Source organism: Nostoc sp. MG11, from assembly GCF_014904695.1.
Classification (GTDB): domain Bacteria; phylum Cyanobacteriota; class Cyanobacteriia; order Cyanobacteriales; family Nostocaceae; genus Komarekiella.
This window is the reverse complement of the sequence record NZ_JACXXN010000026.1, coordinates 59,967-86,825: the sequence shown is the minus strand read 5'-3', so window position 1 is coordinate 86,825 and position 26,859 is coordinate 59,967. Positions and strand designations below refer to the sequence as shown.

The window sequence follows — 26,859 nt, the reverse complement described above, 5'->3', positions numbered from 1 at the left end:
CCACTTGGGGAGACCCCATCGCATGATTGCGTCTCCCCAACTCTTGGAGACGCTACGCGAAGGCAGAAGACCGCGCTGGCTCCCCTTAAAAAGGGGGTAACGTCTAAAGCCCCCTTTCTAAGGGGGTTGGGGGATCTGAGTGCGTAAGTTCTGAAATTACAACTCCAATACCTTACACAAAGGAGTTTTTATGTCAAGTGACGAAATGACTCCAAGCGATGACGAGGCGCTTAGCGAATTGTCTGATCAGGAGTTAGATGAGGTAGCAGGAGGTTTGAATCTAGGTATTTCAATTGCTAAGTTCAGTCAGACGAACTTATCATTTAGTCAGGTAAGTCAACCCGGTTTAGGGTGTGGTTCTACTACGACTTCTTTTGAGATGCAGAATATCGAATCTGCTGCCTTTCAAATCTTAATTACAGATGCAACTACCGAGGATCTGCAAATTCTCGGTGAGTTGTTTGGGGATGCCTCTGCAATCATCGAAGGTTCTCCATAAATGGAACTCCCCACATCATCTCACATCAATAGAATTGCAGTTGAGTGAGTACTCAACTGCTTTTTGAAATTGTTTTCGTGTGATTGATAATCGCGCCTTCATGAAATTAACTAATTCACTAACAAATGAAATAAAAATGAGGAAAAATTGCCATGAAAAACGAAAAGCAAAATGAATCACAAGAATTATCGGTTCAAGAACTCGCAAGTATTTCGGGTGGCATTGCCGAAGGTGAGCCTTATCCAAGTGAGTATCCTATAGACGATAAATATAACAATTTGTCTGAAGCGATCGCAAAACACATCAAGGATAAAAACCTTCCTTATTGGAATGACAAATACAGCGATTCTCAAACCTACACCAGCGACTCATCAAGCTAGTTAATACGCAATGGGGAGATTAATAAACTTACGAATTACGTAGCTTGCTTCTCGCCTCCGGCGAGTATTACGAATTACGTTAGCGTAGCGGGGCGTAGCCCATTACGAATTACGAATTAGTATGTCGCTCCCCATTTCTCTCCCGTTAGCAGAACACAAGGAAGTTAAATTATGACAGAAGTTCTACTGAAGGAACTGACAAATAGCGATATTGACTGGATCTTGGCAACGGGTCAAAGAGAAGAAGTTACTGCTGGCACGATCCTCATCCGCCAAGGAGCGCCTGTTGATGCACTCTACATTCTGCTAGATGGCGCATTGACTGTTTCTGTTGCTCAGGCTGACGACAATCCTATCGGTCGGGCGTTTGCTGCTCTCGAAGGTGGCGAACTCTCAGGACGAGAGATCGCCAGACTCACAAATGGTGAGGTGGTGGGAGAAGTGCCATTTTTAGCATCCTACCAGTCTTCTACTACGGTCAAGGCAATCAGAAAGTCGCTTGTCTTAATGATTCCTCAGCAGCAGTTAAGCAAAAAAATGCAAGAAGATGTCACATTTGCTGCTCATCTTTATCGCGCGATCGCTGTTTTGCTTGCTCACCGATTAGAGCAAATTGTTAACCAAATTGGACAAAGCACGATTGTGCTTTTTCAACCGCAAATTCGAGAGATTTTGTTTACGTTTGCAGAATTGAACGATAGCGATATCGGTTGGATGATTGCTGCGGGAAGTGCCATCAGAATTCCTGCGGGAGCGGTGTTGTTCCATGCCGGCAGACCCGTTGACGCTCTCTATATTTTATTGGATGGGAAGATGGTGGCTTCAAGCGCTGAGGATATGGACAATCCCCTGACGCGTGCTTTTTCAAGCTTAGAACAGACAGATCGGATAGAAAAAGAGTTTGCTAAATTATCGCGGGGTGACATAGTTGGTGAAACACCCTTTGTGGAAGCGAGTCCACCTGCAATGACGATTCGGGCGGTTGAAGATGCGATCGTGCTATCGATTCCTCGGTGGCGACTTGCGGCCAAATTGCTGCATGATGTTGGGTTTGCTGCCCGATTCTATCGAGTATTAGCAATTTTATTAACAGACAAACAGCAAGCAATAATTAATAGTTTGGGTTACGGCAGAATTACATATAGCTCAGGTCAATCTTTAGATGAACGCTTGACGTATGAAGATGAACTGAGTTCTGGCTTTTTGGCTCAAGTGACGCTGGCGGGTACGCGATTTGACTGGATGCTGAAGCAGATTCGCGGTAGTTGAAATTTATGGGTATGGGGAGAAGAGGGAAAAGGGGGAAAGGAAAAACCATCCCCTTATACCAATTTAAAAAACAATGTGACAGATAGACCATGTAGAGACGTTGCAATGCAACTTCTCTACCAAAGGATTTGTTGCAATCATTAATTGAATCGGTATTACCCTTTAACCTTTTCCCCCTCTTAAAAGTCCTTAGTCCCCACAGCCGCTATTTTTATGCAAATTTCTACAAATTGAATGGAGTCAGTATGGTTTCGACCAACAAAAACAACTTATTCCGAAAAGAAGCACTTGATCGTTTATCTTCCCCGGAGCGACTCGATCAGCTGATGCAGGTGGTTCAGCCGCAGAAGTGGATTCCGTTGGCTGCGATGGGATCTCTGATTGCTGTTGGACTTGCGTGGAGTGTTTTTGGTCGCATTCCCATTACCATTGCTGGGCAAGGCGTGGTGGTTTATCCTAGCAAGGTCGCGGCGTTCCAGTCCCCTAGTTCGGGGCAGGTTCTCATTGTTTATGTTCGTCCAGGCGATCGCGTCAAGAAAGGGCAGGTACTCGCGACGATTGACCAAACTGAACTTCAAGAAAATTTGAAACTGGCGCGGATTAAGCTTGTTCAACTTCAAGAACAAGACCGCGATGCCAATTCACTGCGACTTCAGCGAACGGTTTTAGATAAAGGTGCGATTCAACAACAACGTCAGGCGCTCCAGCAAACTTTAAAGACAACCCAATCGGTAACGCCAATTCTGCGGGATAAAGGTCTGGAGTCGATTCGCAAAGAGCGCCAGTCTTTACAGGAACAGTTGCAGACGACGCGGGATCTAGTACCCACTTTCAAAGATCGATTTGAACTGCGTCAGCAGTTACGCCGAGAGGGAGCTGTTTCAAGTGATACCGTCCTTCAGGCGCAACAGGAATTTCTCAACAGCAAAAGCAGAATCAACGAAATCGAATCGCAACTCAAACAACTTGATGTCAAAGAAGCGGATGCAGAACGACAATTCTTAGCAAATTTAAATGCAACCAAAGAACTGCAAGCTCAGTTAGCAACACTAGATACTAAATTAGCTAGTCAGGCAGAACAAGATTTAGGTATTTCTACTAATCGTAAAAAAGAAATTCAAGAGACAGAGCGAGCGATCGCTCAATTAGAATCACAATTAAAAGGAAAAAATCAGGTAACTAGCAATTTCAACGGTCGGGTTTTAGAAGTTGCTGCTGTTCCTGGACAAACGCTAGAAGAAGGCGCTCGCATTGGCACAATCGAAGCTCAAGATTCTGCCAATAAGTTAGTCAGTGTGGCATTCTTCCCGGTGAGCGAAGGTAAAAAGATTCAAAAGGGCATGGAGTTGCAAGTCACTCCTTCTACCGTTAAACGAGAACGCTTTGGGGGCATTGTAGCAAAGGTTACGAATGTGTCTGCGTTCCCGGTAACACAAGAGGGTGCATCCAGCGTTGTGGGCGGTCTGGAAGTTTTGCAAGGATTAACCACAGAAGGGCCACAAATTCAAGTTTTCGCTGAACTCCAGCCAGACCCCTCGACTAAAAGCCGTTTTCAGTGGTCGTCATCTAAGGGGCCAGAAACCGAAATTACCTCTGGAACCACTACCTCAGTACGCGTCAAAGTCGATGAACAATCTCCGATTTCCTTTGTGTTTCCAATTTTGCGATCGTGGAGTGGAATGTATTAATTATGCGGCGAATTCAATCCCAAATTGGGCGTATATTTAGACAAATTCGACGGGTCGTCAGCCGTCCTGATCGCCGGCGTCGGACTCCCACCCTCTTACAAATGGAGGCGGTGGAATGCGGTGCAGCAGCACTGGGTATTATTTTAGGGTACTACGATCGCATTGTACCCCTGGCAGAACTTCGTCAAGCTTGTGGCGTTTCCCGCGATGGAAGTAAAGCATCAAATATTCTCAACGCGGCTCGCAGATATGGATTACAGGCCAAAGGTTTTAAGGTCGATTTGGATGGGTTACGCAAACTTGAATGTCCTTATATTGTCTTTTGGAATTTCAACCATTTTCTGGTGGTCGAGGGTTTTGCCAAAGACAAAGTTTATCTTAACGATCCTGCCACCGGGCCCCGGACGATTTCGCCAGCAGAATTCGATCAGTCCTTTACTGGGGTGGTGCTGGTAGTTGAACCGAGTGCAGAATTCCAGCCAGGAGGACGTAAACCGAGCCTGACAGTAGCGTTATGGGATCGATTGCAGAGTTCGCTTGGGGCGCTTGTTTATTGTGTAATCGCCGGATTGCTTTTAGTAATTCCTGGATTAGCCATCCCTGCATTCTCTCAAGCATTTGTCGATAATGTCTTGATTGAAGGCAGAAATGATTGGTTACGTCCTTTAATTCTCGGCATGATTCTCACAGCAATATTGAATGGTTTTCTCACGTTACTTCAACTGCAATTTCTGCGGCGCATGAAAATTAAGCTAGCTGTGGGGATGTCCAGTCGGTTTTTATGGCATATTCTGCGGCTACCAGTCAGTTTTTATGATCAACGATTTGCGGGAGAAATTAGCAGCCGTGTCCGCCTCAATGACAGCTTGGCGAACCTGCTTTCAGGAAGATTAGCAACCACAGTCATCTCAGCCGTTACCGTTGTCTTTTATGCCGCAGTAATGCTGCAATATGATGTGGTTCTCACCTTAATTGGCATTGGCTTTGTGATCGTGAATGTCAGCGTGTGGCGATGGGTTTCGCGGCAGCGTGTCGATGCTAATCTGCGATTAATGCAAGAACAAGGCAAGGTTAGTGGGGTAGCGATTTCTGGACTGCAAAGTATGGAAACGCTCAAGGCATCCGGGCTAGAGTCGGAATTCTTTTCTCGCTGGGCAGGCTATTACGCCAAAGCGATTAATGCCCGCCAGGAAATGGATACGACCAATCAAACCTTGGGCGTGTTGCCGTCATTTCTGACCTCGATTACATCTATGCTTTTATTGGCGGTAGGAGGGCTGCGGGTAATGGATGGCGCACTCAGTATTGGGATGCTGATTGCCTTTCAAGCCTTGATGCAAAGGTTTCTAGAGCCTGTGAATAATTTGGTAAGTCTAGCTGGTGAACTCCAGGAAATGGAAGGTAATTTGGGTCGATTAGATGATGTGTTACGCAATGCGATCGATCCGGCTGTGGAGCGAGAAAGAAGTATGCCACCAACCCATACCCTTCCTGCTGCCAATGTTCGACTTCAGGGCTATGTTGAACTTCGCAACATCACATTTGGCTATAACCGCTCTGCACCTGCCTTAATCGAAAATCTCAGTCTTTCACTTAAACCCGGTCAACGAGTCGCGTTGGTGGGTGGCAGTGGATCGGGTAAGTCAACTGTTGCCAAGCTGGTATGTGGGTTATACGAACCGTGGGCAGGGGAGATTTTATTTGATGGTCAACCCAGAGCAGATATTCCGCGACCAATTCTCACTAATTCAGTTGCGCTGGTTGAGCAAGATATCTCGCTGTTTGCAGGCAGTGTGCGCGACAATCTCACACTTTGGGATTCGACTGTTCCTTTTAGTAACTTGGTTCGCGCTTGCAAAGATGCCGCTATTCAAGATGTGGTGCTTTCGATGCCTGGAGGCTACAACGCTGACCTTGCAGAAGGAGCAACTAATTTAAGCGGTGGGCAGCGACAACGATTAGAAATTGCCCGCACTCTAGTAAACAATCCGGCGATTCTCATTATGGATGAAGCTACCAGTGCGCTCGATGCCGAGGCAGAAAAGCTCATTGATCAAAAACTCCGGGAGCGCGGTTGTACTTGTGTAATTGTGGCGCATCGGTTGAGCACCATTCGAGATTGTGACGAAATTATTGTCTTTGAGCGCGGCAAGGTGGTGCAACGTGGCACTCATGAGGAGTTACAGCAGATGGAAGGCAAGTATTTGCAATTAATTCGCAGTGAAGGGGAAGCACTTCAGGAGGCGTGATACTAATTCGTAATGACGCTCTCTATGAGACGCTGCGCGAACGCGGACTCGCTAACGCTGCGCTAACGTAATTCGTAATTAAGAAAGTCAGATTTCATTTACGTTTGCGGGTTTGAAGGCGAAAACTCAATCTTTCTCTGCGACTCTGCGTCTTTGCGTGAAATTTTCATCCCTTCTCGGATGAAGTAAGAAGTAAACATTAATGACCGGAGATATCCGGCTTTATATTAATTTTATGGAGCAGGAATAGACATGTTGGATCAAATTCGGATTGTCAGTCTGCCCGGAGAGTACTATCGATTCAAAGGCAATGAGCCAATTATTCTTGATGACCCAGAAACGATTTGGGTAGTGAAATCGGGTTCATTAGCGCTGTTTGCGATTCCTATGAAAGAGGGAATTGCTGAGGGAACTCGCCGCTATTTATTCACCACCCGAACCAGACAGGCAATGTTTGGCATCGCCAGTGATTCTGAGCCGATGCCGTATCAACTTCTAGCGGTGTCGATTGAAGAAACCGAACTTTTCAAAGTCTCAATTAAAGATTTTCGTGAATTTATCACGGATGGCAATAGCGAAGCACTGACTTTGGTGGAGGGATGGATTGAGCAATTGGGACTGGCGCTGTCTTCAATTATTCCACCTGTGTTGCCGTTTCTAGAGGAAGGGGTTCGCTATTTCTCGCTCACCACTGGTCAAATTTTCCAACCACAGCGAGAGCTTGTATCATGGGTGCGAATTCAGAGCGGGTATGCAATCTGGATGGGGTTTGAGGAACTGTTACTGATGCCGCGATCGCAACTATTGCCGTTGAGTGCAGATATGTGGTTTCAAGCCGAAGATACAATTGAGCTAGAATCTCTGAGTACGGCTGAGATCGATGATCCTGATACTCTGCTCACGGGGATCTTCCAACTTCAAGTCTACTTTCTGCAAAGCCTTAATCTTTTAGAACAGCAGGAGACACAAGCAGAAGTACACAGATTTAAAGAACGGCAACAGCTTAATCATCAGGTGATGGAGGAGACGCTAGGCGAGTTAGCTTCGTTGTTGCAATCTCGGCAAATTGCCACTTCCGCTCAGGTGGGAGCTAATGATCCTGACCAAGCTTTGCTGATAGCTGCGGGTGCAGTTGGACGGACTTTGGGCATAACGATTCGACCGCCAGCCAAGTCTGAAGACCTCAAACGAGTTCAAGATCCTCTACAAGCGATCGCCCGTGCTTCTCGTTTAAGAACCCGAACGATCGCTTTGCAAGGTCAGTGGTGGAAAAAGGATTGCGGTGCTATGCTCGCTTACACGATGGAGGACAACCATCCTGTGGCGCTGTTGCCTGTATCTGACACGCGTTATGAGATATTTGATCCAATTGAGCGATCGCGCACTCTGGTTAATGCTAAAAGTGCTGCTAAACTCGCGCTGACTGGGTACACTTTCTATCGCCCGTTGCCAGATAAAGTCCTGACTACGTTCGACCTGCTGAAATTTGCCCTGCAAGGACATTATAAGGAATTGATAGTTGTCCTAACTGCGGGTGTGGCGACAACTTTATTGGGGATGATCACCCCACAAGCCACCGCCATCTTGATTGACAGTGCGATTCCTGATGCCAATCGCGGTTTATTAGTACAAATTGCTTTAGCACTGCTAGCAACTGCATTTGGCAGCACCTTGTTTCAACTTGCTCAAGGTTTCGCCATTATGCGCGTAGAAACCTTTGCCGATGCTTCGACCCAAGCAGCAGTCTGGGATCGACTGTTGAATCTGAAAGCATCGTTCTTTCGTCAGTATGCGATCGGTGATTTGAATTCACGCGTTAGCGCTGTCAGTCAAATCCGCCAAAAACTCAGTAGCACGGTTCTCAGAAGTATTTTCACCAGCTTGTTCGCCCTGCTAAATTTAGGATTGCTTTTCTACTACAACGGTTCGCTAGCTTTAATTGCTACTTTTGTCGCATTTATAAACATTACTATTACTCTCGTTTCAGGAATTGCCACTCTGCGTAAAGTTCGTCCCTTACTAGAGCTACAAGGACAACTGTTTGGGGTGATGGTGCAGTTAATCAACGGCGTCACCAAACTCCGAGTAGCTGGAGCTGAAGCCCGCGCATTCGCTTTTTGGGGAAAACAGTATAGCCAGCAAATCAAATGGATGTTGAGTACCCAAGGTATTGAAGATTTTCTGGCTGTAGTTAATAAAATCTTACCTGTATTAACCACAGCGACACTCTTCTGGTTTGCAACAAGTTTACTTGAGCAAGCCCCTTCACAAGCGGGTGGTTTATCCACAGGTGTATTTTTAGCTTTTAATGCGGCATTTGGGACGTTTATTGGTGGAGCTACCAGCCTCAGCAGCACGATTATAGATGTTCTAAAAGTAGTACCGTTGTGGGAACGAGCGCAGCCTATTCTTGAAGCCAAGCCAGAAGTAGACTCTGAAAAAGCTGATCCAGGTCGGCTTTCCGGTCGCGTGGTTGTCGATCATGTGATTTTTCGGTATCGAGATGACGGGCCGCTGACGTTAGATGATGTCAGCATTCACGCTGAACCTGGCGAGTTTATCGCCTTTGTGGGAGCTTCGGGTAGTGGAAAATCAACGTTGTTCCGATTATTACTGGGGTTTGATGTTCCCGAATCTGGCACAATCTACTACGACGGACAAGATTTAGCGGGGCTGGATGTTCATGCGGTGCGTCGGCAATTAGGAGTTGTGATGCAAAATAGCCGATTGACATCTGCGTCCATCTTCGAGAATATCGCTAGTGGGGCGATGATCACAATGGATGAAGCTTGGGAAGCGGCGCGGATGGCTGGCTTTGCTGAAGATGTCGAATCGATGCCGATGGGAATGCACACGGTAATTAGTGAAGGAGGAAGCAATATCTCTGGAGGACAACGGCAACGATTATTGATTGCCCGATCGCTAGTATTAAAACCCAAAATCCTGTTATTTGATGAAGCCACCAGTGCTTTAGATAATCGCACCCAAGCGATCGTTAGTCAAAGTTTGGAGCGTTTAAAGGTAACACGGATTGCGATCGCTCACCGTCTGAGTACCATTCGCAACGCTGACCGGATCTATGTGTTCCAAAACGGTCGCGTGGTGCAAGAAGGCAATTTTAATCAACTAGCAAATCAAGCCGGATTGTTTGCCCAACTTATGGCGCGGCAAAAGCTTTGAATTTGAGTGAAAGTTAGCAACGCATGGGAAACGGATGAAACAGATAACGAGATTAAACTGTGCTGTTCATTCGTTTCATTTTCTTTCAAGCTTGCATGACAAAAGTCATAGTAAAACATAGTCTTAGGATAACGAAAGTTATAGATAAATTCCCTATTTAGTTGAGGTCAATCCATGACCTTATTCAGAAGTTTATCCTATCTTAAACCTCTACAATGAAACTATAAAGTTGAGGATAAATTAATGAATTGCCTAATTTCATTTCAGAGAATTGACCTATTATTATCCATTAAAAAATGGCTTGAATCAGTAGAAATTTGCCAGCCAAAGATAGCTCGATTACTGTGTAGACTAATTCCCGCTAGTTGTCCATTTGAACGAGAAATTAAGCTATTTGATCGCACGATCGCTTACATTCCACCGCTCTGTAAACTGAATCCTTTTTATGAGCAGATAGTTGCAATTCGCTTCAAATCTCTCTGTTACTTAGCTAACGAATGTAATGAAGATATTACAGTTTACTGTTGAAGGATAAATCATTATGTCAGTTACTTTTTCCGAAATTATTAAGCTCAATTTTAGCCTTGTTTTTTCTCTGCTGGCGTTGAGTACATCTAGTGTTAGTGATGAGCCTGCGATCGCCCAATACACTCAAGGCATTGCGAATTCATCTCTGATACCAAATAGTCTAAAAGTTCCTAGCGGTCAGCAACTTCTTTTGAAAACATCTGCTAAGGGTATACAAATCTATGTCTGCAAAGCAAAATCAGTAGAATACCCTGTTGAGTATGAGTGGACGCTTAAGGCTCCCGATGCCGTTTTGCTGAATGAGCAAGGGCAAGATATGGGCAAGCATTATGCAGGCCCGACGTGGGAAGCGAAAGACGGTAGCAAAGTTGTGGCGAAGATGAAATCTAAGGCAGATGCACCACAAGAAGGTGCAATTCCCTGGCTATTGTTAGACGCGCGATCGCATGAAGGGAATGGTATCTTCCGTCAAGTCAATTGGATTCAACGGATCAATACGGTTGGTGGAACTCCTGTTCAAGGGTGTAACGAGTCCTCTCAAAACCGCGAGATTCGCGTCAACTATACGGCTGATTACTTATTTTATGGAGGCAAAACCGCTGCTACAGCAATTCTATTTGAGTCGTGAATGTTCACAAGGGGCTTAAGGCCCTTGTTGATATGTTTTGTATAAGTGTGACGACTTGTAACTATAAATGCTCAAATCTGCAATCAAGATTTTTTTAAACTTCAACTGTCAATTTTAGAGGATAGGAACCAGTATTTACCGTTGCCTGAAAACCAGTTTTAGTCATCCTCTAAACTTGCTAGTAGCTTGAGTAGCAACAAATAAAGTTGCTCCTGTTCCTGCTCATTTAAACCAGAAAGTAACTGGCGCTCATTCTCCACATGTTGCGGAATTAGTTCATTAATGAGGTCATATCCCTTCTGAGTCAGACGCACTAACCAACACCGTCGATCATTCATAGCATCATGCCGCTCGACTAAACCCTTTGCTTCCAAACGATCAACACGATTGGTAATAGAAGCTGGTGTTACCAGGACAAATTGAGCTAATTGAGAAAGGTTCATCCCCTCAGGTGGCGAAGAACGGCGCAGCGTTGCGAGGACTCCAAATGTTGCCGTATTCAAGTCATATTGTGCAAAGAGCTTTTCAGTCGCCTTTTCAAGTTCTAGGGCTGAACGAAGCACTGCCAGCACTCGCACCATCGGACGTGGATCGATTTCCGGTCGTGTCACTTTCCAATCGAGCGCTACTTGTTTAATCGTATCTGCTTTGTTCATCTTTAACGAGTGATTTGCCTATGACTGAGTGACCTGGAACTATTCAACCGCGCAAAAGCAACACTTTAGAAACTTAGAAGTGTGAGTATGACGATTTCAACAATTGATATTTTAGCACTAAATATTAATTTATTTATATTTTAGCCATTTAATAGTTTAACGTCTAAATATTTATAGCTATAATTTTAGAGACAATAGTAGCTATTCTTGAAGAGGCTATGTTCTATGACCCAGAAGCAAAGTGTCAATGGCATTGTTGAATCTGTGCTATATGTCAAGGACTTGGCACGCTCAATTGAGTTCTATAAAGACCTATTCGGATTTGAGAAAGAGATCGTAGATGAGATGATTTGTGTACTTCGGGTGCCCAATCGACAAGCCCTCATCCTATTCCCTAAGAGCATCGATACTGAGCCGGGTCGGGCAACGTCTCCCGTCGGTACAGTGGAAGGGGTAATTCCTCCTCATGGTGGGAATGGTCGCTTACACGTAGCATTCTCAATTGCGGCGTCTGACCTTGAGTTTTGGGAACAGCGACTGGCAGAAAGAAGTATTGAGATCAACAGCAAGGTTCATTGGAAACGGGGCGGTTGGAGCCTATATTTCCGAGATCCGGATGAACACCTCCTTGAATTGATCACTCCAGGTCTGTGGACATTCTATTGATGCCGACAAAGCGCAAAACCTAACTAAAGAACGATGGTTTTGAGTTGAACGAAGTGAAACTTAACTGACACTAATCCACTTCGCGCTCAGCATCCGTTGCTACTCCTAGGGAGTTTAGAACGCGAATACTACCCACACCCCGTCCTCAAAAAATTTTGGCAACACAATCGTATTGAATGATGGATGAGCTAACTGGAAAATCAAAACTTGCTTTCGACGACATAGGAGTAGGCGAACCTGCCTTACTCTTGTTTCCAGGATGGTGCGCTGATCGGGGGATTTTGGCAGCACTTGCGGAAGTCGAAAGTAAAAAGCGAAGAGTTATCAATGTCGATTTATTGGGACATAACGAATCACTGCGCCCAGAAGGAGACTTTGGCAGTGAAGATATGATCCGTGAAACTATTAAGCTTGTAGATTCACTTAACATAAATGAATTCGTCACAGTCTCAGTAGCACATGCTGGATGGATAGCGATTGAATTAAGGCGGAGGTTGGTTAATCGCGTTCCAAAGATGGTCTTTCTGGAGTGGATCATTATTGAGCCGCCTCAGATATTTTTTGAGACATTGGATAAGATGCAAAAGCCCGATCAATGGCAAAGTGCGCGTGACGCATTATTCATCGGTTGGTCGGTAGGTGATCCTAACCTCGCCAAACCCTTCCATGAGTTTATGACAAATTACGATTTCCACATGTGGTCGCGTGCGGGTCGAGAAATAGGCAGGTCATACAGAGAATTTGGCAGTGCTTTGCGCTTGCTTGAGACACTTGCTCCAGCACCAACAGTGCTCAATATTTACTCGCCAACCCAAATGAAAAACCTTTATTCTCTACTGGATGATACCAAGTATCTTGAAGCACAACAAGTTTTTGCAAATAAATACCATTGGTATCATATTTATAGATCGAGTTCTAAAAGTCATCTGCCTTCTGTCGAAGTTACACAGGAGGTCGCAGACGCAATTGAAAGCTTACTTTCTTCTGCATCATAATTTTCGCCTGCGAATAGCAACGGACTAAAAACCTATATACATATAGCGGCCTGTAATAAAGGTATTTAGGCTAGTTGCAGTAAATTTTATACTGGCTGAAAATGTCGGGAAGTGCAGGTTTGAGCATTTCTAATTGCAGGTTGCTACATATAAAAATTGCTCTATTATTATCCGGTTTATTCCTGTAGCTTCCCAGATACTTTGTTTTCTTCCTTTAGAGCAGTATTTGCATATATGGCAAGTTGCGATCGATTTTTGAGATTAAGGCGGCTAAGAATACTTGTCACATGAGTTTTTACAGTTCCTTCTGTAATGTAAAGCTGTTGGGCAATTTCGCGGTTTGTTGCGCCAACGCCAATCAAACGTAAGACTTCTTGTTCTCGTGCGGTGATTTCCGATGGCTTTGATGAGGCGGAGTCTTGGCTAGTTGGGGCTGATGTAGCTTTCGTAGCCAACAATTTATCAAATAACCCCGGTCCAAATTGAGTATAGCCATAATGCCCAAAGCGAATCGCATCTGCTAGCTCACGTGAGGGCATATCCTTGAGCAAATATCCTTTTGCTCCTGCACGCATTGCCCCTGTGAGATAAGAGTCATCATCAAATGTGCTCAAGACGAGAACTTTAACATTAGGAAAGTTTTGCACAATCAGTTTTGTCGCGGTTCTTCCATCCATTTCGGGCATCCGAATATCCATTAGCACCACATCAGGTTGGAGTGCAGCGACAAGCTCTAATGCTACTTTGCCATTCTCGGCATCACCAACGACTTGCAAATCAGGCTCCTGTTCTAGTATTGCTTTAAGTCCCTGACGAATGAGGCTCTGGTCGTCAACGATTAACAGGCGAATTGGAGAAGATTCATCATTTTTCATCGGAGCTACCTCATATTAATTCGTAATTCGTAATACTCGCCTAGGCGTGAGAAGCAAGCTACGTAATTCGTAATTTGTAATTCGTAATTAAGCAAGTAAAATTTAATCTGGGTTTCCACATAATTTGGATCTGTGGTCTAATTTTGGTGAGTTGGTTTAACTTATCGAAATTGAAAGGTGCTTGCATCGAATAAATGTCATAACTTAAGCATGACATTTGTCATCTTGTCAAATGATATTTGTCAAAATAATTCATAGTTGATCATGCGTAATTGGGTATTTTATTATCCCTTAGCGTCAGCCACTAGCTGACGCTAAGGGATAAAATTTATTTAGTACCGTAACTAAAGTTAGTTGCTCTATATATCAACTACAAACTACAAATTCCGAATTCCGAATTCCTAATGGAGTTATTTTACGATTGGGAATGGGGAAAGAGAATTATTCTTTTGCCCCTATCCTCCCCCACTCCCCCATTCCCTCATCCCTTCCTGGGAAAGTTGGCGACAATCTGACAGCCAGCACCCGGTTTACTGACAATTTCTAGCTGTCCGCCTACCGTAGCTGTTCGTTCTTGCATTCCTTGAAGACCGTACCCTGCCACGGCTTGATCTGATTGAAAACCTTGACCGTTGTCTTGGAGTGTCAGCGATAGCCCTATAGGCGCTGTTTGAATTTTGATCTGAACGCTTGTGGCTTTGGCATGTTTATAAATGTTGGTTAGCCCTTCCTGGATAATGCGATACACTACATGATTTACTGAGTCGGAAAGCGGTTGTGATAAATCAATTTGGCACTCTGGTAAGATATCGGTGAGGTGATAGAATTCCTCTGCAAGGTTGGCGATCGCACCTTCAAGCAATTGTCCCTGGAGTGGGTCTGAGCGAATGGCGGAAACTGATTCCCGTACTGCTTGCAGAGCTTCTGAACCCAATTTTTTCGCCTCTACTAAAAACGATCGCGCTCGTTCAACATCAACTTGCCAAAGTGTCAACACTGTTTCCATTTGCACATTGAGCGCAACGAGGGAATGTCCTAGCGAGTCGTGGATATCACGCGCAATTCGATTGCGTTCTTCTAACGCCGCCATTTCCTCGATGCGTTGATTCAGCGCTCGTTCTTGCTCAAGCGATCGCCTCAGTTCTGCTTCTGTCTGCTGCAAGCGACGATTTTGCTCTTGGAGTTGCAGTTGTAAGCGGCAAAGTTTGAGTTGATGCTCGATCCGGGCCAGAACCTCCTCAATCTGAAAAGGTTTGTGAATAAAATCAACGCCTCCAACCGAGAAGGCTTTCACCTTATCGAATACCTCATTTAAAGCGCTAATAAAAATGACGGGAATCTCCTGGGTTTGGGGATTAGATTTTAGGCGCTGACATACCTCATAGCCAGTCATTCCAGGCATATTGATGTCAAGCAGAATCAAGTCTGGAGGTTGAGCTTGTATGCCGATTAACGCCATCGAACCATTGGTGACACTCCGAACTTCGTAACCTTGTTCATCAAGCATTGCTGACAAGAGGCGGAGATTATCTAGAGTGTCGTCAACGATCAGAATATCTCCCTTGGCTGATTGGGTGAATTCCATACTTCTCAAAGGGCTAAGAGAATCGTCAATTATCACGCTATTGCTAAAGCATTCTACAAAAATTTTGAATGATGAGTGATGCAAAATCAAAGCTGTGCAATAAATCTATTGATAATGTTAGTTATTTCCAAGGTACAACGCGTATAAATAAATCGATGAAAATAAACAATTATTTGTTAAAATTGGGCGTAAAGCATAAAACTTTACTAGAAAATTAATAATTTACACTACTTAATATGGTTTATTTTATTTCCGTCTACCTATTGCAATTAATTTTATCAGCAGTGATTTTCAACAAATTGACAACATAAAAAAACATCACTTTTGACCGCTGTATATAACCTTTGCCACGGTTTAAAAATTAAGTTTTAACTATATTATTGGATGTTTTCCTACTTTGCTATTACCCATGAGGGTAATTTTATTTTAGACAAATCATCCTTTATATTATGCTAATAAGCCTCATCGGAAGTGAAAAGCTTCTGGGTCAGCATTAGCACCCTAGCATTGCTGTTTAATTTAAGGAGTTCGGACATGCGTCCTCTCACCCATCAAATTTTAAAGCTTGCTAAAAGTGTGCCTTTGCGCCACATTCTTGTAGTACCTTTTATACTGCAAATTTCTCTAGCCGTGGGGTTAACTGGGTGGCTATCAATTCAGAATGGGCAACGAGCGGTTAACGAGGTAGCAATTCAACTCCGCAGTGAAATCACGGCTCGAATTCAACAGTATCTTCAAACCTATGTTGAAACGCCTCATAAAATCAATCAACTGAATGCTAATGCGATCCGGCTGGGTGAAGTTAATGTGCAAAATTTACTAGCATTAGAACGGCACCTTTGGTATCAACTTGAGACGTTTGATACGGTGACGGCGGTTTACGTTGGGTCAGAATATCGAGAACATGTTGCGGTGGAAAGGTCCGATGATGGTCGGTTTCAAGTGAAACTTTCGGGTAAGTCCACCGAGGATGAGATCCGGATTTATGCGGCAGAGCAACCGGGACGTTACACTAGACTTTTAAGATCCAGACCCAATTACGATCCTCGAACTCGTCCTTGGTATCAATCAGCAGTCCAGTCTCAAACAGCAAACTGGGGCGGAATTTATAAACTGTTTGCCACACCCAGATATGTGCTGAATGCCAGCTTGCCAATCTATGACGATCGCAATAATCTATTAGGCGTTGCTGCGGTAGATTTTTCACTGACTGGGATTAGTCAATTTCTGCGGAGTTTGGAAATAGGGCGATCGGGCGAAACCTTTATCCTGGAACGCCGTACGGGATTGCTGGTTGGTAGTTCCGCCACTCAACAACCTTACGTAATTGAAAATCCCACAGCGCCTTTCACAGCGCAGAATCCCATCCGAGTCAAAGCGATCGCAAGCAATGATATTTTAACGCGACGCACCACCGAATATTTGCTGCAACGCTTTGGAAACTTAACCGAAATAGACAAAAAGCAACAACTTGATTTTGAGATTCAGGGTCAACGGCAATTTTTACAAGTTGTACCCATGAAAAATGATCAAGGATTGGACTGGTTGATCATTGTCGTCGTCCCGGAACGGGATTTCATGGATCAAATCAATGCTAATACTCGCACAACAATTGTGCTTTGTCTGGTCGCGTTTGCGCTCGCAACTGGATTAGGCATTTTTACAGCTCGCTGGATTACGCAGCCGATTTTACGACTGGGGAGCGCAGCCAAAGCGATCGCAGCAGGAAACTTAGACCAAAGAGTTTCTGTGAACAACACAACCGAGTTAAATGAGTTAGCGCAATCTTTTAACCAAATGGCGCAACAGTTGCGTGAATCTTTTTTAGCCTTAGCACTAACCAACGAGAGATTAGAAAGCCGAGTTAAGAAACGCACCACAGAACTCGACGATAAAAATGCTCAACTTCAGCGGGAAATTCGCGTTAGCGAAGCTGCCCGAAGGGGTCGTCAAAAAGTAGAGGCGGCACTGAAAACATCGGAGGCAGAACTCCGGTTAATGTTCGCTGCGATGACCGACATGGTAGTCGTTTTTGATGCGGAAGGTCGTTACCTAAAATATGTGCAAACAAAGTATGTGCTAACACAATCTTTCGCTTACAAACCTGATGTAGATCGCCTTGGCAAAAAAGTTCATGAAGTCTTACCTAAAGAAATTGCCAATTTAATAGTCGATGCCATTCAGCAAGCGTTGGAGCTGAAAGAAGAACCCAGAAACCCTGATGGCACTCGCAAGAATGTTTTTGTTGAATACCACTTGTCGATCAAGAATCGAGAAACTTGGTTTTTAGCTAGCGTCTCGCCATTGTCTGATCGGACAGTGCTTTGGGTTGCTCGTGATATCACCAAGCTCAAAAAAACCGAAGTCGCGCTAAAAAAAGCCAAAGAAGCCGCAGATGCCGCCAACCTTGCTAAAAGCCAGTTTCTCTCTAACATGAGCCATGAACTGCGAACTCCCCTCAACATCATCCTCGGCTTTACCCAATTGCTGCTGCGGAATCGATCGCTTAACTCGCAGCAGCAGGAATACTTGGATACCATCAACCGCAGTGGCGAAGATTTGCTGACCTTAATCAATGACGTGTTGGAGATGTCCAAAATTGAAGCGGGTCGAATCACACTCAACGAAACAAATTTTGACCTCTACGGGTTACTTGATCGACTCCAGAAGATGTTTGGTTTGAAAGCTCAATCAAGAGGGTTACAGCTTATTTTTGAGCGATCGCACACAATTCCGCAATACATCTGTGCTGATGAAAGTAAATTGCGCCAGGTTCTCGTTAATCTATTAGGAAATGCAATTAAGTTTACACAGGTCGGTCAAGTAACGTTGCGGGTAGAAACTCTTAGCCAAACCATCACGCCTGATCATCCTATCACCCTCCGCTTCAGTGTCGAAGATACGGGTTGCGGCATTGCTGCTTCTGACTTTAATCGTTTATTTGAGCCGTTTGTGCAGACAGACGCGGGGCACAAAGCTCAGGAAGGAACTGGACTCGGATTACCCATCAGCCAGCGATTTGTCCGGCTCATGGGTGGAGATATAACGGTGAATAGTACATTAGGAGAAGGCTCGACTTTTACGTTTGATATTCAAACTCGTGTAGTGATTTTGGATACCTTACCAATGCCTGCACGGAGTCGGCAAGTCATTGGTTTAGAAGCAGGACAACCCACCTATCGCATTCTAGTTGTCGAGGATAAACTGGAAAATCGGCGGCTTCTGGTTGAGTTGTTGACCCCCATTGGCTTTGAGGTACGGGAAGCAGTAAACGGTCAAGCTGCGATCGAGCTTTGGGAAAGCTGGTCGCCTAACTTAATCTGGATGGATTTGCGGATGCCAATTATGAACGGATTTGAGGCAACTCGGCAGATTAAAACAGCAGGCTCTCAAGCCCCGGTGATCATTGCGTTGACCGGGAGCGCATTTGAGGAAGACCGCTTAACAGCGCTATCTATGGGCTTTGATGACTTTGTGCGTAAGCCATTTCGGACAACCGTGATTTTTGAAAAGATGGCTGAATACTTGGGCGTTCGCTATGTTTATGCTGACGAACCGGACAATCAGGAAAACACAGAAGGAACAGCTTGGGTTTCTAATGCATCCTTTACGCCTATATTAACGGTTGCAGACTTAGAGGTAATGCCGAGTAACTGGATCGACCAACTGCATCAGGCGGCGCTCCGAATTAATGCTAAGGAAATTCTTAAGCTAATTGAGCAAATTCCTGAGCCGCACGATCACCTCATCAAGGCACTGACCGATCTGGTTGACCGCTTCTGTTTTGAAGAAATTATCGCATTAACCCAACAAATGCAAAGCGATCGCCCACAAGAATAATTTTTCCGTGAGAGATGGGTCAGACAATGCGCTAAATCGGTGTCAATACTTTTGAGATCAACACTCTTTATTTACTTTGTAGTCCAGAAAAGGATTAAAACTTGATTTCCCCCTTTCCCCTTCCCCCTTACCCCGAAATATATTGAAATCGGTGTATTAAATGTAATACATCAACTCTTTATTTTTTCGGATGGCTCGCAGTTCACAAAGGTCTTGGAGTGTATATTTTTGCAACACGGCATTAGCAGCCTGACGGGCTTCTTGCCAAACTTCCTGAATTAGTTCGCCTTCTATTGTGCTGGAAGTTGTTTCAGAAGTAGAGACAACAATGTCTGACCCTTCCATGCAATTAAAAGCATCCAAAACTGTGATCGTCCGGGGATCTCTTGCCAGAACATAGCCGCCTTTGGCTCCGCGTATGCTCTTAATCAAGCCTTGACGCCTTAAGGTTGCTAAGAGTTGTTCTAAATAGCGGTTCGGGATATCTTGTAATACCGCTATCTCTCGAATTTGCAGGGATTCACCGTTAGGATAGCAGGTTGCTAACTCTAACAGGGCTAAAAGTGCATATTCTGATTTGTTAGAAATTACCACAGGCGTAACATTTTAAATTCATACCTAAAGCTATAATTTTACTGCTTAGGTTTTCTTAAGCTACTGCGAAAGAAAACTTAACAGCCGAGTTTTTGCTAATTAGTTGTTACTAGTCTAAAGACTTTTAGCAATCAAAGCAAATATTGATTTTTTTCAATTTAATAAATCAAACTGATTAATTCAGTCTACTGCTTTCCTAGAGCGATCGCCCAGGCTGATGTGAACTTCCAACAAAAGGCATGAGTTCTACCTTAAAAGAAACAATCTAGTTTCCTAGGAGTTCGATAAACCTCTCTTTGCCTTGAACTTTAGTTCAAGTCTGTCCCTCTGTGGCGATTGAGAGGGAAAGTTAGTTTTGCGTAGTTAAACCAGGGAGCGCCTCACCCTTGTATACTTCGGACATAAAGCAGCCACCATAGTATACAGAACTTTTATCCTGAAGAACTTTTTGCAACACAACTGGAAATCAGACCTTTGTCTTGAACTGCTGATAATTACTGTCCTCAATCCTCAATGTCAGTCAGTACTAACTCTAAACTCCTTTGCCACTCTGGCAGAACCAGCCCAAAAGTATTAGACAATTTCTGACTATTTAATAAGGAATAAGCTGGCCTACTTGCTGCTGTCGGATACTCCTTAGAGGTAATTGCTATTAACCTTTGTAACTTACGCTCACTTTGCTGGAAATTATGGTCAAAAATCGCTTTAGCAAAACCATACCAGCTAGTCTGTCCATTGGCTGTTAAGTGATAAATTCCACTCTTACTAGTGAGAAAACCAGATACATCCTGTCGAGCCTGAGATAAAATCTGGGCAGTAGCTTCAGCAATTAGGCGACTCCAAGTAGGCGCACCAATTTGGTTATTCACAACTCTAATTTCTTCTCGTTCTTGAGCCAGCTTTTGCATAGTTAGTAAAAAATTTTTACCTCGCAAGCCATATATCCAACTGGTGCGTAAAATCAAATATGGCACTCCTACAGCCATAATCGCTTGCTCACCTGCCAGTTTTGTCATACCATAGACGTTTTGCGGGTTAGGTTTATCTGCTTCAGTGTAGGGAGTTGTATTTGAGCCATCAAATACATAATCAGTAGAGTAGTGAATCATTGCTGCACCCAGCCGCTTTGCTTCCTCTGCGATCGCACCAGGAGCAATACCATTAATAGCCATCACTAAATCTGGTTCTGACTCTGCTTGATCTACTGCTGTGTAAGCAGCCGGATTAATAATTAAGTCGGGTTGGACTTCCCGGATGATACGGCGAATAGTATTTAGTTGAGTTAAATCCATCTGGCTGCGCCCTACGGAAATCACTTCACCCAAAGTTATCAGAGTGCGTTGCAATTCCCAACCCACTTGTCCAGTTACACCTGTCAGCAGGATTTTCATGTAAACACCTCTGCATTTCGCAGCAACTTAGCAACTTGATCTTTAGTAGAGAGTATTGGTTCTTGTTGAATTGGCCAAGCAATCATTAAATCAGGATCATTCCACAATATAGTACGCTCGTACTGTGGTGCATAATAGTTTGTCGTTTTGTATAGAACTTCAGCATATTCTGAAAGCACTAAAAAACCGTGAGCAAAACCTGATGGTATCCACACCTGTCGTTTATTTTCGGCTGTCAGATATATACCCACCCATTGACAGAAAGTCTGAGAACTTTTTCTCAAATCGACAGCTACATCAAAGACTGTACCTGATACTACTCTTACTAGTTTTCCTTGAGATTGCTGAATTTGATAGTGCAAGCCACGTAATACGTTTTTGGCAGAAAGAGAATGATTATCTTGGACAAAATGCTCAGTAATTCCTGCCTTTTCTAGTAAGACTTTTTCGTTATAACTTTCATAAAATAAACCACGATTATCACTAAAAATTTGTGGTTCAATCATCAATAAATCAGGAATTTCTGTCTGTATAATATTCATTACAGTTCCATTTTGAATATATAATTTTTGCTATAAATAATTAGCTAACCTTATTTTTGTAGATGATAATATTCATAGTTTTGGCGAATGGCGATACCTGTAACAAGCTGCTAAAAAGCGTCTACCCATAAGCTAAAACATTCATTAAATTAAGGTCTTAACTTACTCGATTTCATAAAAACTAATCATTCATAAAAACTTTTTTCACAAAGCTAGAAATTTTACAAGATTTTAAGTGTTACATTTTTGGATTTGGATAAATTCGAGCTTAGGTTATAGAAGCTGTAAATTTATATCCGAAGGCGATTGATTGACATAAAATAATTCTGTATTATCATTTTGTAGAATCGATTCAGAGTTCTGATTATTCTCTAAAATTGTCATTAGGTAATGACCATAGCTACTCTTAGCCATAGACTCAGCTAAGTGACGAAGTTGGCATGAGTCAATATATCCTTGGTTATAAGCAATTTCTTCAATACAGGCTATTTTTAAACCCTGCCGTTCTTCTAGAGTTTGAATAAAACTACTTGCCTGATGTAAAAATTCATGAGTACCAGTATCTAACCATGCATATCCTCTTCCTAAAAGTTCTACTTGCAGTTGACCCCGCTGCAAATAAATCAGGTTCAAATCAGTAATTTCTAACTCGTTGCGAGCAGAAGGTTTGAGACTAGAAGCAATCTCTACAACTTGATTATCATAAAAGTAGATACCAGGAATCACGTACTTAGATTTAGGAATTAGAGGTTTTTCTTCTATATTAATTACACGCATGTGTTTGTCAAATTCGATCACACCGTATTGTTCAGGATGCTTGACTTGATAGCCAAATACTAATCCGCCTTTCTTCAAATTTGCTGCTCGATTCAGTACTTCTGTCAAACCATGTCCATAAAAGATGTTGTCACCTAAAATTAAACATACTGGCTCGTTAGCAATAAAGTCTTTGCCCAAAATAAAGGCTTGAGCTAAACCTTCCGGCTTTGGTTGTTTGACATAACTAAACTTTAATCCCCACTGACTACCATCCTTTAATAATTTTTTAAATAATGGCAAATCACTAGGTGTGGAAATAATTAAAATTTCTCTAATGCCAGCTAACATTAATACAGATAATGAGTAATAAATCATTGGCTTATCATAAACAGGCACTAGTTGTTTACTAATAACATGAGTTATTGGATAAAGACGAGTACCGGAACCACCAGCCAAGATAATGCCTTTCATGATCTACTCCTTATATAATAGCAATCCTATTTGAGTTGTAAGATATTTTGTTAAGGCTGTCAAAATAATTCATAATTCATAATTCATAATTCATAATTACACCCCACGCATGAATACGGGGGCTTTGATATTGGGGATGTTGATTCTTATTTCTCCATTGATAAATCAATTTGCTCTGTACTGGAATTATAAATTATGAATTAATAATTATTTGGTTCTTCATAAAGGACATAAGTAGTTTCTCACAAATTATTTAGGACTACTATAGTAAACCTTGCTGTTAATATTAATAGTAAAATTTTCCATTTTCATAGTTTCTTTGACTAGTTTTGGTAGGTTTATGAGCGCACCTGATTTACCTAAATAGAGTTACTTAAGATACTAAATTTCAACTCTCTGCTAGTCCTACTTTTTCTCCTATAAGTCTGATAAATCCGGTTCCAAAGTGCTGAATCTCTAAAAAACTTGCTTGCTCTGGAGCAGTTTTGTAAACTCGAAATGTCTTCATGATTCCTAATGTTGCAGCACTTTCTAAAGGACTAATAAAACTGGTATTGCGGTCAAGAAAATAAGATTGCTTAGCCCAATAAGCCATCTGATTAGCATTTAAAAAGTAGCAACCAGAGTGGGGATTAAGGGCGCGACGAAATAAAATTGGCATCCCCATGATTTTGCCTTGAAGTTCCGGTTGCTCGTGTACATTCTGAAAGGGTGCAGTTACCCTTGGTATTAAGTCACCATCAATGTAAGCTTTGCGGGTCAGACTGTGGGTAGAGACTTCATAGCGATTTGGTTGGAGCAGACTCAGATCACTTGCCTGCTGGGTAAACCAGTTTAATTTGATAAAAAACCAGGGATCGTGGAGAATCAGGTCATCTTCCAAGAAACAGTAATAATCATACTGACCAAGGCCATCTCGCAGCATTGCTTGGCACTCAAACCCCAGTAGCATGGGTTCTGCTTGCGTAGGATGGTGCTTATAAAAATGGGATGGCAAAGGCAGATGATTCAGAAGATGGCAATCTTTGGTCGTACAAATAACAACATCCAAATCGTAACCTTGAGGCTGATTAGCTGGGAAAGCTACTCGTTGCCCAATGTTGATAATACTTTGAGATTTACCAAATAGCTGATGCAAAGCAGCAAGACTTTGATTTAACGCCAGCAAGCGAGGTTGGGGGTCTTTCCTTTGGGAAGCGTGCTTACCTTTGCTGTCAGGATTAAAAAAGTGGGCAATGGTAAAAAGAATCCGCATCGAAGTTTCAATATTTGAAGTTATGAATATTCATCTGTTGCTTTCCTGCCAACAGATAAAAACAATTAGTGTGAAAAATGGCTCAGGAATATTTGGAGTATCCCATCAGACGTATCTTTCTGATATCTAGAAAACAACAATGTCATTCCTAGTAATTGAAGGATTGTTAGAGAATCTAGCTAGTTCTACCTGCGAAGTACTACCTGTACCATCGACGTCAAAGTACAGCACATCAATACTTGTGTCGTAAATAAATCGGTCTGAGGAATCGTTGGCTAACGAACCTAAGTGGAATTGGCTAGCTGGAAGTACACCAGCCACTAAGCCGCCGCCGAAACTAGCAGCAGAAATAAGGATTGTGTCATCAACAACAGAAAAGTCTGTGATGATATCAATGCCTTCAGTGGAAGCATTGAATTGAAATCTATCAGCACCAGTACCGCCAGTCAGGGTGTCACTACCCCCACCACCAATTAAGGTGTCATTTCCATCCCCGCCTGCGATCGCGTCATTGTCTTCTTGACCATCAAGAATATCATTACCGATACCGCCACTGAGGGTGTCATTGCCTAAACCACCAACTAAGCTATCAGCACCAGCCTCGCCGTTGAGAGTGTCATTGCCGGTATCTCCATTCAGGGTGTCAGCATCAGCGCCGCCATTGATTAAGTCACTACCATCTCCACCAAGCAATCTGTCAAGACCTACCCCACCCAGAAGCGTGTCATCTCCGTCCCAGCCATCAAGAGTATCATTCCCGACTCCACCGTCGAGGAAGTCATTAGCGAACTCGCCTTCGAGATTACCTTGGTTGTCAACTCTGAACCCACCGAGAAAATCATTTCCACCTAAGCCAAGAAGGGTATCATCGCCTGTCTCACCAAAGAGGGTATCATTGCCATCACCACCATTGAGGTAATCATTGCCGTTAGCACCATCAAGAAGATCACTACCTGCCTGACCAAAGAGGGTATCATTGCCGTCATCGCCATTGAGGGAATCTGCACCATCCCCGCCCAAGAGGCTATCATCACCGTCATCTCCTATAAGGGTATCGTTGCCTAATCCGCCAACAAGGGTGTCAGTTCCATCTTGACCGTCAATAAAGTCATTGCCAGCTAGACCATCGATATGGTCATTAAGATCAGTACCTAAGATGTTATCGTTACCTGGGGTTCCAATGATACTCATATTTATTGCCTTTTGATTTTCAAAGTGGTTGAGAGTTTAAGGATTCAAGCTCAGATGTATATGTCTTGGGATGCGTCCTTATGAAAACTGGAAGACAGGGCTGTTAGTTGGATCAATATTGGTGCTGATATTAGCCTGGGTAAAGGAAGTATTGACGAGGGTGACTAACAAAGAGCCTGTGCCAAAGTTTGCATTGCCAGCGATGCCATCTCCAAGCCGGAACTGGGTATTAGCGTTGACTATTCGCACATCAATTGCATCAATGTCACTGAAGGAAAGGATATCTCCGCCTGTTCCTGTTACAAATCCGTTGATTCGGTCTTGACCATCGCCACTGCTGTAGCGAATGGTATCAATTCCAGCACCGCCAGTGAGGGTATCATTTCCGGCATTACCAATTAAGAAATCATTTCCAGCACCGCCAGTGAGAATGTCACTGCCTGCACCACCACTGAGAGTGTCACTGCCACCACCGCCGGTGAGAGCATCATTGCCTAGCCCCCCGTCGAGATAATCATTACCGGCATCACCGTTGAGGATATCATCGCCAGCATTACCAAAGAGGTTATCGTTGCCGCTTGTTCCATTGAAGGTGTTGTTAGTTGCATCTCCAACGGTTAGACCAATGGCATCAACTGCGATCGCACCAGTCAGATCTGCTCCCACAAAGGTGGCATTGGTGAAGTCACCTTTTGACAGATCAGCATTTCTCAGATTGGTATTTGTGAAATTCGTGCCAACGGCAAGCCCATTGATGAAAACGCCTTCTGCGTTAGCTTGCGTAAAGTTAGCTCCACTCAAATCAGTGTCATCAAATTTGGCTCCACTCAGGTTTGTAATTGTAACATCGCCATTGGCAGCGATAAAAGAACTAAAATCAGCACCCGTCAAAACAGCATCATCTACAAGAAAGTTGCTTAGATTAGCGCCACGAAACTTGACATTGCCCGTCTGGCCTGGTTCGAGTGGAGCATCACTTAGAGAATTACCGCTGAAATTAGCTAGGTCAAAGATAGAGTCTTGCAGAGTCAGATCTGTGAGTTTTGCTAACCGGAAATCAGCACCCGTTGCATCAACGTTGATTAAGAGAGCGTCTTCCAGCTCAGTTTCTTCCAGGTTGACATTCACTAGCTTTGCGCCCGTTAAGTCAGCAGCTTTTAACTTTGCCTTAAATAAATCGGCTCCGGTAAAGTTAGCACCTCTAAGGTTGGGTCGCTCGGATTGTTCACCACCGAGATTAGCTTCCCGCAGATTAGCATTTGTCAGGTTGGCGTTTGACAGGTTGATGAATTTCGTGTCAATTAGGGACAGATTAGCCTCTCTCAGGTTGACTCCACTGAGATTAACATTTTCCAATTTCGCCTTAAAAAAATTAGCTGGTTGAGGAAAGCTAGCATTAGGGGCAAAAATTGCATTTGATGCATCAACGTTAATCAGAACTGCTTCTTCAAAGTTAGTGCTTCTCAGTTGTGTGCGTGTGCCCTGAGCGTTGGGAGTGAATAGGACGTTTGTGAGGGTGGCTTTGAAAAAATTGGAACCATTCAGGTTTTGACCGCTAAAGTCATTTCCCACCAGATTTTGTTCACTAAAGTTGAAAGCTGGCATATTGTTTAACTAA

Annotated in this window: 21 protein-coding genes; 11 read left to right on the top strand and 10 right to left on the bottom strand. The window is 43.5% G+C overall.

What is annotated here, in order from left to right; translation table 11 throughout:
* Window positions 1–190: 190 nt before the first annotated feature.
* The 8 genes from HCR01_RS26425 (at window position 191) to HCR01_RS26390 (ending at window position 10,421) form a co-directional block, all read left to right on the top strand.
* Window positions 191–499: a CTB family bacteriocin gene (locus tag HCR01_RS26425; RefSeq protein WP_193199021.1), complete on the top strand. Its 309-nt coding sequence runs from the start codon at window positions 191–193 to the stop codon at window positions 497–499.
* Window positions 500–651: 152 nt separating this feature from the next.
* On the top strand, window positions 652–879 hold the full coding sequence (locus HCR01_RS26420; protein ID WP_193199020.1) for a hypothetical protein: 228 nt from the start codon (window positions 652–654) through the stop codon (window positions 877–879).
* A gap of 171 nt (window positions 880–1,050) precedes the next feature.
* Entirely contained in the window at window positions 1,051–2,148 is a 1,098-nt protein-coding gene (locus tag HCR01_RS26415; protein WP_193199019.1) for a cyclic nucleotide-binding domain-containing protein, read from the top strand.
* A 245-nt stretch (window positions 2,149–2,393) separates the two neighbouring features.
* Window positions 2,394–3,836 carry an NHLP bacteriocin system secretion protein gene (locus HCR01_RS26410; protein ID WP_193199018.1) on the top strand — a complete coding sequence of 481 codons (1,443 nt, stop codon included), beginning with the start codon at window positions 2,394–2,396 and terminating at the stop codon, window positions 3,834–3,836.
* 2 nt (window positions 3,837–3,838) lie between these two features.
* Complete coding sequence (locus HCR01_RS26405; protein ID WP_193199017.1) at window positions 3,839–6,085, top strand: NHLP family bacteriocin export ABC transporter peptidase/permease/ATPase subunit; 2,247 nt, start codon at window positions 3,839–3,841, stop codon at window positions 6,083–6,085.
* Between the two features lie 252 nt (window positions 6,086–6,337).
* Entirely contained in the window at window positions 6,338–9,265 is a 2,928-nt protein-coding gene (locus HCR01_RS26400) for an NHLP bacteriocin export ABC transporter permease/ATPase subunit (protein WP_193199016.1), read from the top strand.
* A gap of 243 nt (window positions 9,266–9,508) precedes the next feature.
* A complete protein-coding gene (locus tag HCR01_RS26395; protein ID WP_193199015.1) occupies window positions 9,509–9,793 on the top strand; it encodes a Mo-dependent nitrogenase C-terminal domain-containing protein in 285 nt (94 codons plus the stop codon).
* 13 nt (window positions 9,794–9,806) lie between these two features.
* Window positions 9,807–10,421, top strand: coding sequence for a DUF3455 domain-containing protein (locus HCR01_RS26390; protein ID WP_193199014.1), 615 nt, complete (start codon window positions 9,807–9,809; stop codon window positions 10,419–10,421).
* Between the two features lie 158 nt (window positions 10,422–10,579).
* Here the strand turns inward: HCR01_RS26390 and HCR01_RS26385 are convergent, their stop codons facing one another.
* A complete protein-coding gene (locus HCR01_RS26385) occupies window positions 10,580–11,077 on the bottom strand; it encodes a MarR family winged helix-turn-helix transcriptional regulator (protein ID WP_193199013.1) in 498 nt (165 codons plus the stop codon).
* A 225-nt stretch (window positions 11,078–11,302) separates the two neighbouring features.
* On the opposite strand from HCR01_RS26385, the gene HCR01_RS26380 reads away from it, so the two are divergent.
* Entirely contained in the window at window positions 11,303–11,743 is a 441-nt protein-coding gene (locus HCR01_RS26380; protein WP_193199012.1) for a VOC family protein, read from the top strand.
* A gap of 176 nt (window positions 11,744–11,919) precedes the next feature.
* Window positions 11,920–12,738 (top strand): alpha/beta fold hydrolase, encoded by an 819-nt coding sequence (locus tag HCR01_RS26375; RefSeq protein WP_193199011.1) that lies wholly within the window; start codon window positions 11,920–11,922, stop codon window positions 12,736–12,738.
* A gap of 176 nt (window positions 12,739–12,914) precedes the next feature.
* On the opposite strand, the gene HCR01_RS26370 is transcribed toward HCR01_RS26375, so the two are convergent.
* Both HCR01_RS26370 and HCR01_RS26365 read right to left on the bottom strand, forming a co-directional pair.
* Window positions 12,915–13,613: a response regulator transcription factor gene (locus tag HCR01_RS26370; protein ID WP_193199010.1), complete on the bottom strand. Its 699-nt coding sequence runs from the start codon at window positions 13,611–13,613 to the stop codon at window positions 12,915–12,917.
* Window positions 13,614–14,094: 481 nt separating this feature from the next.
* Window positions 14,095–15,198, bottom strand: a complete 1,104-nt coding sequence (locus HCR01_RS26365; protein ID WP_193199009.1) for a response regulator — start codon at window positions 15,196–15,198, stop codon at window positions 14,095–14,097.
* Window positions 15,199–15,732: 534 nt separating this feature from the next.
* On the opposite strand from HCR01_RS26365, the gene HCR01_RS26360 reads away from it, so the two are divergent.
* Window positions 15,733–19,038 carry an ATP-binding protein gene (locus HCR01_RS26360; RefSeq protein ID WP_193199008.1) on the top strand — a complete coding sequence of 1,102 codons (3,306 nt, stop codon included), beginning with the start codon at window positions 15,733–15,735 and terminating at the stop codon, window positions 19,036–19,038.
* Window positions 19,039–19,194: 156 nt separating this feature from the next.
* Here HCR01_RS26360 and HCR01_RS26355 read toward each other — a convergent pair whose 3' ends face one another.
* The 7 genes from HCR01_RS26355 to HCR01_RS26325 form a co-directional block, all read right to left on the bottom strand.
* Complete coding sequence (locus HCR01_RS26355) at window positions 19,195–19,632, bottom strand: RrF2 family transcriptional regulator (protein WP_193199007.1); 438 nt, start codon at window positions 19,630–19,632, stop codon at window positions 19,195–19,197.
* 503 nt (window positions 19,633–20,135) lie between these two features.
* A complete protein-coding gene (gene rfbD, locus HCR01_RS26350) occupies window positions 20,136–21,023 on the bottom strand; it encodes a dTDP-4-dehydrorhamnose reductase (protein ID WP_193199006.1) in 888 nt (295 codons plus the stop codon).
* Window positions 21,020–21,565 carry a dTDP-4-dehydrorhamnose 3,5-epimerase gene (gene rfbC / locus HCR01_RS26345; RefSeq protein WP_193199005.1) on the bottom strand — a complete coding sequence of 182 codons (546 nt, stop codon included), beginning with the start codon at window positions 21,563–21,565 and terminating at the stop codon, window positions 21,020–21,022. Before rfbC ends, rfbD begins: the two co-directional genes overlap by 4 nt.
* Before the next feature lie 273 nt (window positions 21,566–21,838).
* A complete protein-coding gene (rfbA, locus tag HCR01_RS26340; protein WP_193199004.1) occupies window positions 21,839–22,795 on the bottom strand; it encodes a glucose-1-phosphate thymidylyltransferase RfbA in 957 nt (318 codons plus the stop codon).
* A gap of 388 nt (window positions 22,796–23,183) precedes the next feature.
* The gene (locus HCR01_RS26335) at window positions 23,184–24,050 is read right to left on the bottom strand and encodes a calcium-binding protein (protein WP_193199003.1); all 867 of its coding nucleotides are present in this window, start codon (window positions 24,048–24,050) and stop codon (window positions 23,184–23,186) included.
* Between the two features lie 126 nt (window positions 24,051–24,176).
* Window positions 24,177–25,241 carry a calcium-binding protein gene (locus HCR01_RS26330; RefSeq protein ID WP_193199002.1) on the bottom strand — a complete coding sequence of 355 codons (1,065 nt, stop codon included), beginning with the start codon at window positions 25,239–25,241 and terminating at the stop codon, window positions 24,177–24,179.
* Between the two features lie 78 nt (window positions 25,242–25,319).
* Window positions 25,320–26,846 carry a pentapeptide repeat-containing protein gene (locus HCR01_RS26325; protein WP_193199001.1) on the bottom strand — a complete coding sequence of 509 codons (1,527 nt, stop codon included), beginning with the start codon at window positions 26,844–26,846 and terminating at the stop codon, window positions 25,320–25,322.
* Window positions 26,847–26,859 lie beyond the last annotated feature (13 nt).

What these genes read in the sequence shown, in the direction of transcription:
- HCR01_RS26385 (WP_193199013.1), bottom strand. Translation starts at nt 11,077, where the DNA reads ATGAACAAAGCAGATACGATTAAACAAGTAGCGCTCGATTGGAAAGTG.
- HCR01_RS26420 (WP_193199020.1), top strand. Translation starts at nt 652, where the DNA reads ATGAAAAACGAAAAGCAAAATGAATCACAAGAATTATCGGTTCAAGAA.
- HCR01_RS26425 (WP_193199021.1), top strand. Translation starts at nt 191, where the DNA reads ATGTCAAGTGACGAAATGACTCCAAGCGATGACGAGGCGCTTAGCGAA.
- HCR01_RS26390 (WP_193199014.1), top strand. Translation starts at nt 9,807, where the DNA reads ATGTCAGTTACTTTTTCCGAAATTATTAAGCTCAATTTTAGCCTTGTT.
- HCR01_RS26400 (WP_193199016.1), top strand. Translation starts at nt 6,338, where the DNA reads ATGTTGGATCAAATTCGGATTGTCAGTCTGCCCGGAGAGTACTATCGA.
- HCR01_RS26395 (WP_193199015.1), top strand. Translation starts at nt 9,509, where the DNA reads ATGAATTGCCTAATTTCATTTCAGAGAATTGACCTATTATTATCCATT.
- HCR01_RS26415 (WP_193199019.1), top strand. Translation starts at nt 1,051, where the DNA reads ATGACAGAAGTTCTACTGAAGGAACTGACAAATAGCGATATTGACTGG.
- rfbD (WP_193199006.1), bottom strand. Translation starts at nt 21,023, where the DNA reads ATGAAAATCCTGCTGACAGGTGTAACTGGACAAGTGGGTTGGGAATTG.
- HCR01_RS26365 (WP_193199009.1), bottom strand. Translation starts at nt 15,198, where the DNA reads ATGGAATTCACCCAATCAGCCAAGGGAGATATTCTGATCGTTGACGAC.
- HCR01_RS26380 (WP_193199012.1), top strand. Translation starts at nt 11,303, where the DNA reads ATGACCCAGAAGCAAAGTGTCAATGGCATTGTTGAATCTGTGCTATAT.
- HCR01_RS26370 (WP_193199010.1), bottom strand. Translation starts at nt 13,613, where the DNA reads ATGAAAAATGATGAATCTTCTCCAATTCGCCTGTTAATCGTTGACGAC.
- HCR01_RS26410 (WP_193199018.1), top strand. Translation starts at nt 2,394, where the DNA reads ATGGTTTCGACCAACAAAAACAACTTATTCCGAAAAGAAGCACTTGAT.
- rfbA (WP_193199004.1), bottom strand. Translation starts at nt 22,795, where the DNA reads ATGAAAGGCATTATCTTGGCTGGTGGTTCCGGTACTCGTCTTTATCCA.
- rfbC (WP_193199005.1), bottom strand. Translation starts at nt 21,565, where the DNA reads ATGAATATTATACAGACAGAAATTCCTGATTTATTGATGATTGAACCA.
- HCR01_RS26360 (WP_193199008.1), top strand. Translation starts at nt 15,733, where the DNA reads ATGCGTCCTCTCACCCATCAAATTTTAAAGCTTGCTAAAAGTGTGCCT.
- HCR01_RS26325 (WP_193199001.1), bottom strand. Translation starts at nt 26,846, where the DNA reads ATGCCAGCTTTCAACTTTAGTGAACAAAATCTGGTGGGAAATGACTTT.
- HCR01_RS26330 (WP_193199002.1), bottom strand. Translation starts at nt 25,241, where the DNA reads ATGAGTATCATTGGAACCCCAGGTAACGATAACATCTTAGGTACTGAT.
- HCR01_RS26375 (WP_193199011.1), top strand. Translation starts at nt 11,920, where the DNA reads ATGATGGATGAGCTAACTGGAAAATCAAAACTTGCTTTCGACGACATA.
- HCR01_RS26405 (WP_193199017.1), top strand. Translation starts at nt 3,839, where the DNA reads ATGCGGCGAATTCAATCCCAAATTGGGCGTATATTTAGACAAATTCGA.
- HCR01_RS26335 (WP_193199003.1), bottom strand. Translation starts at nt 24,050, where the DNA reads ATGCGGATTCTTTTTACCATTGCCCACTTTTTTAATCCTGACAGCAAA.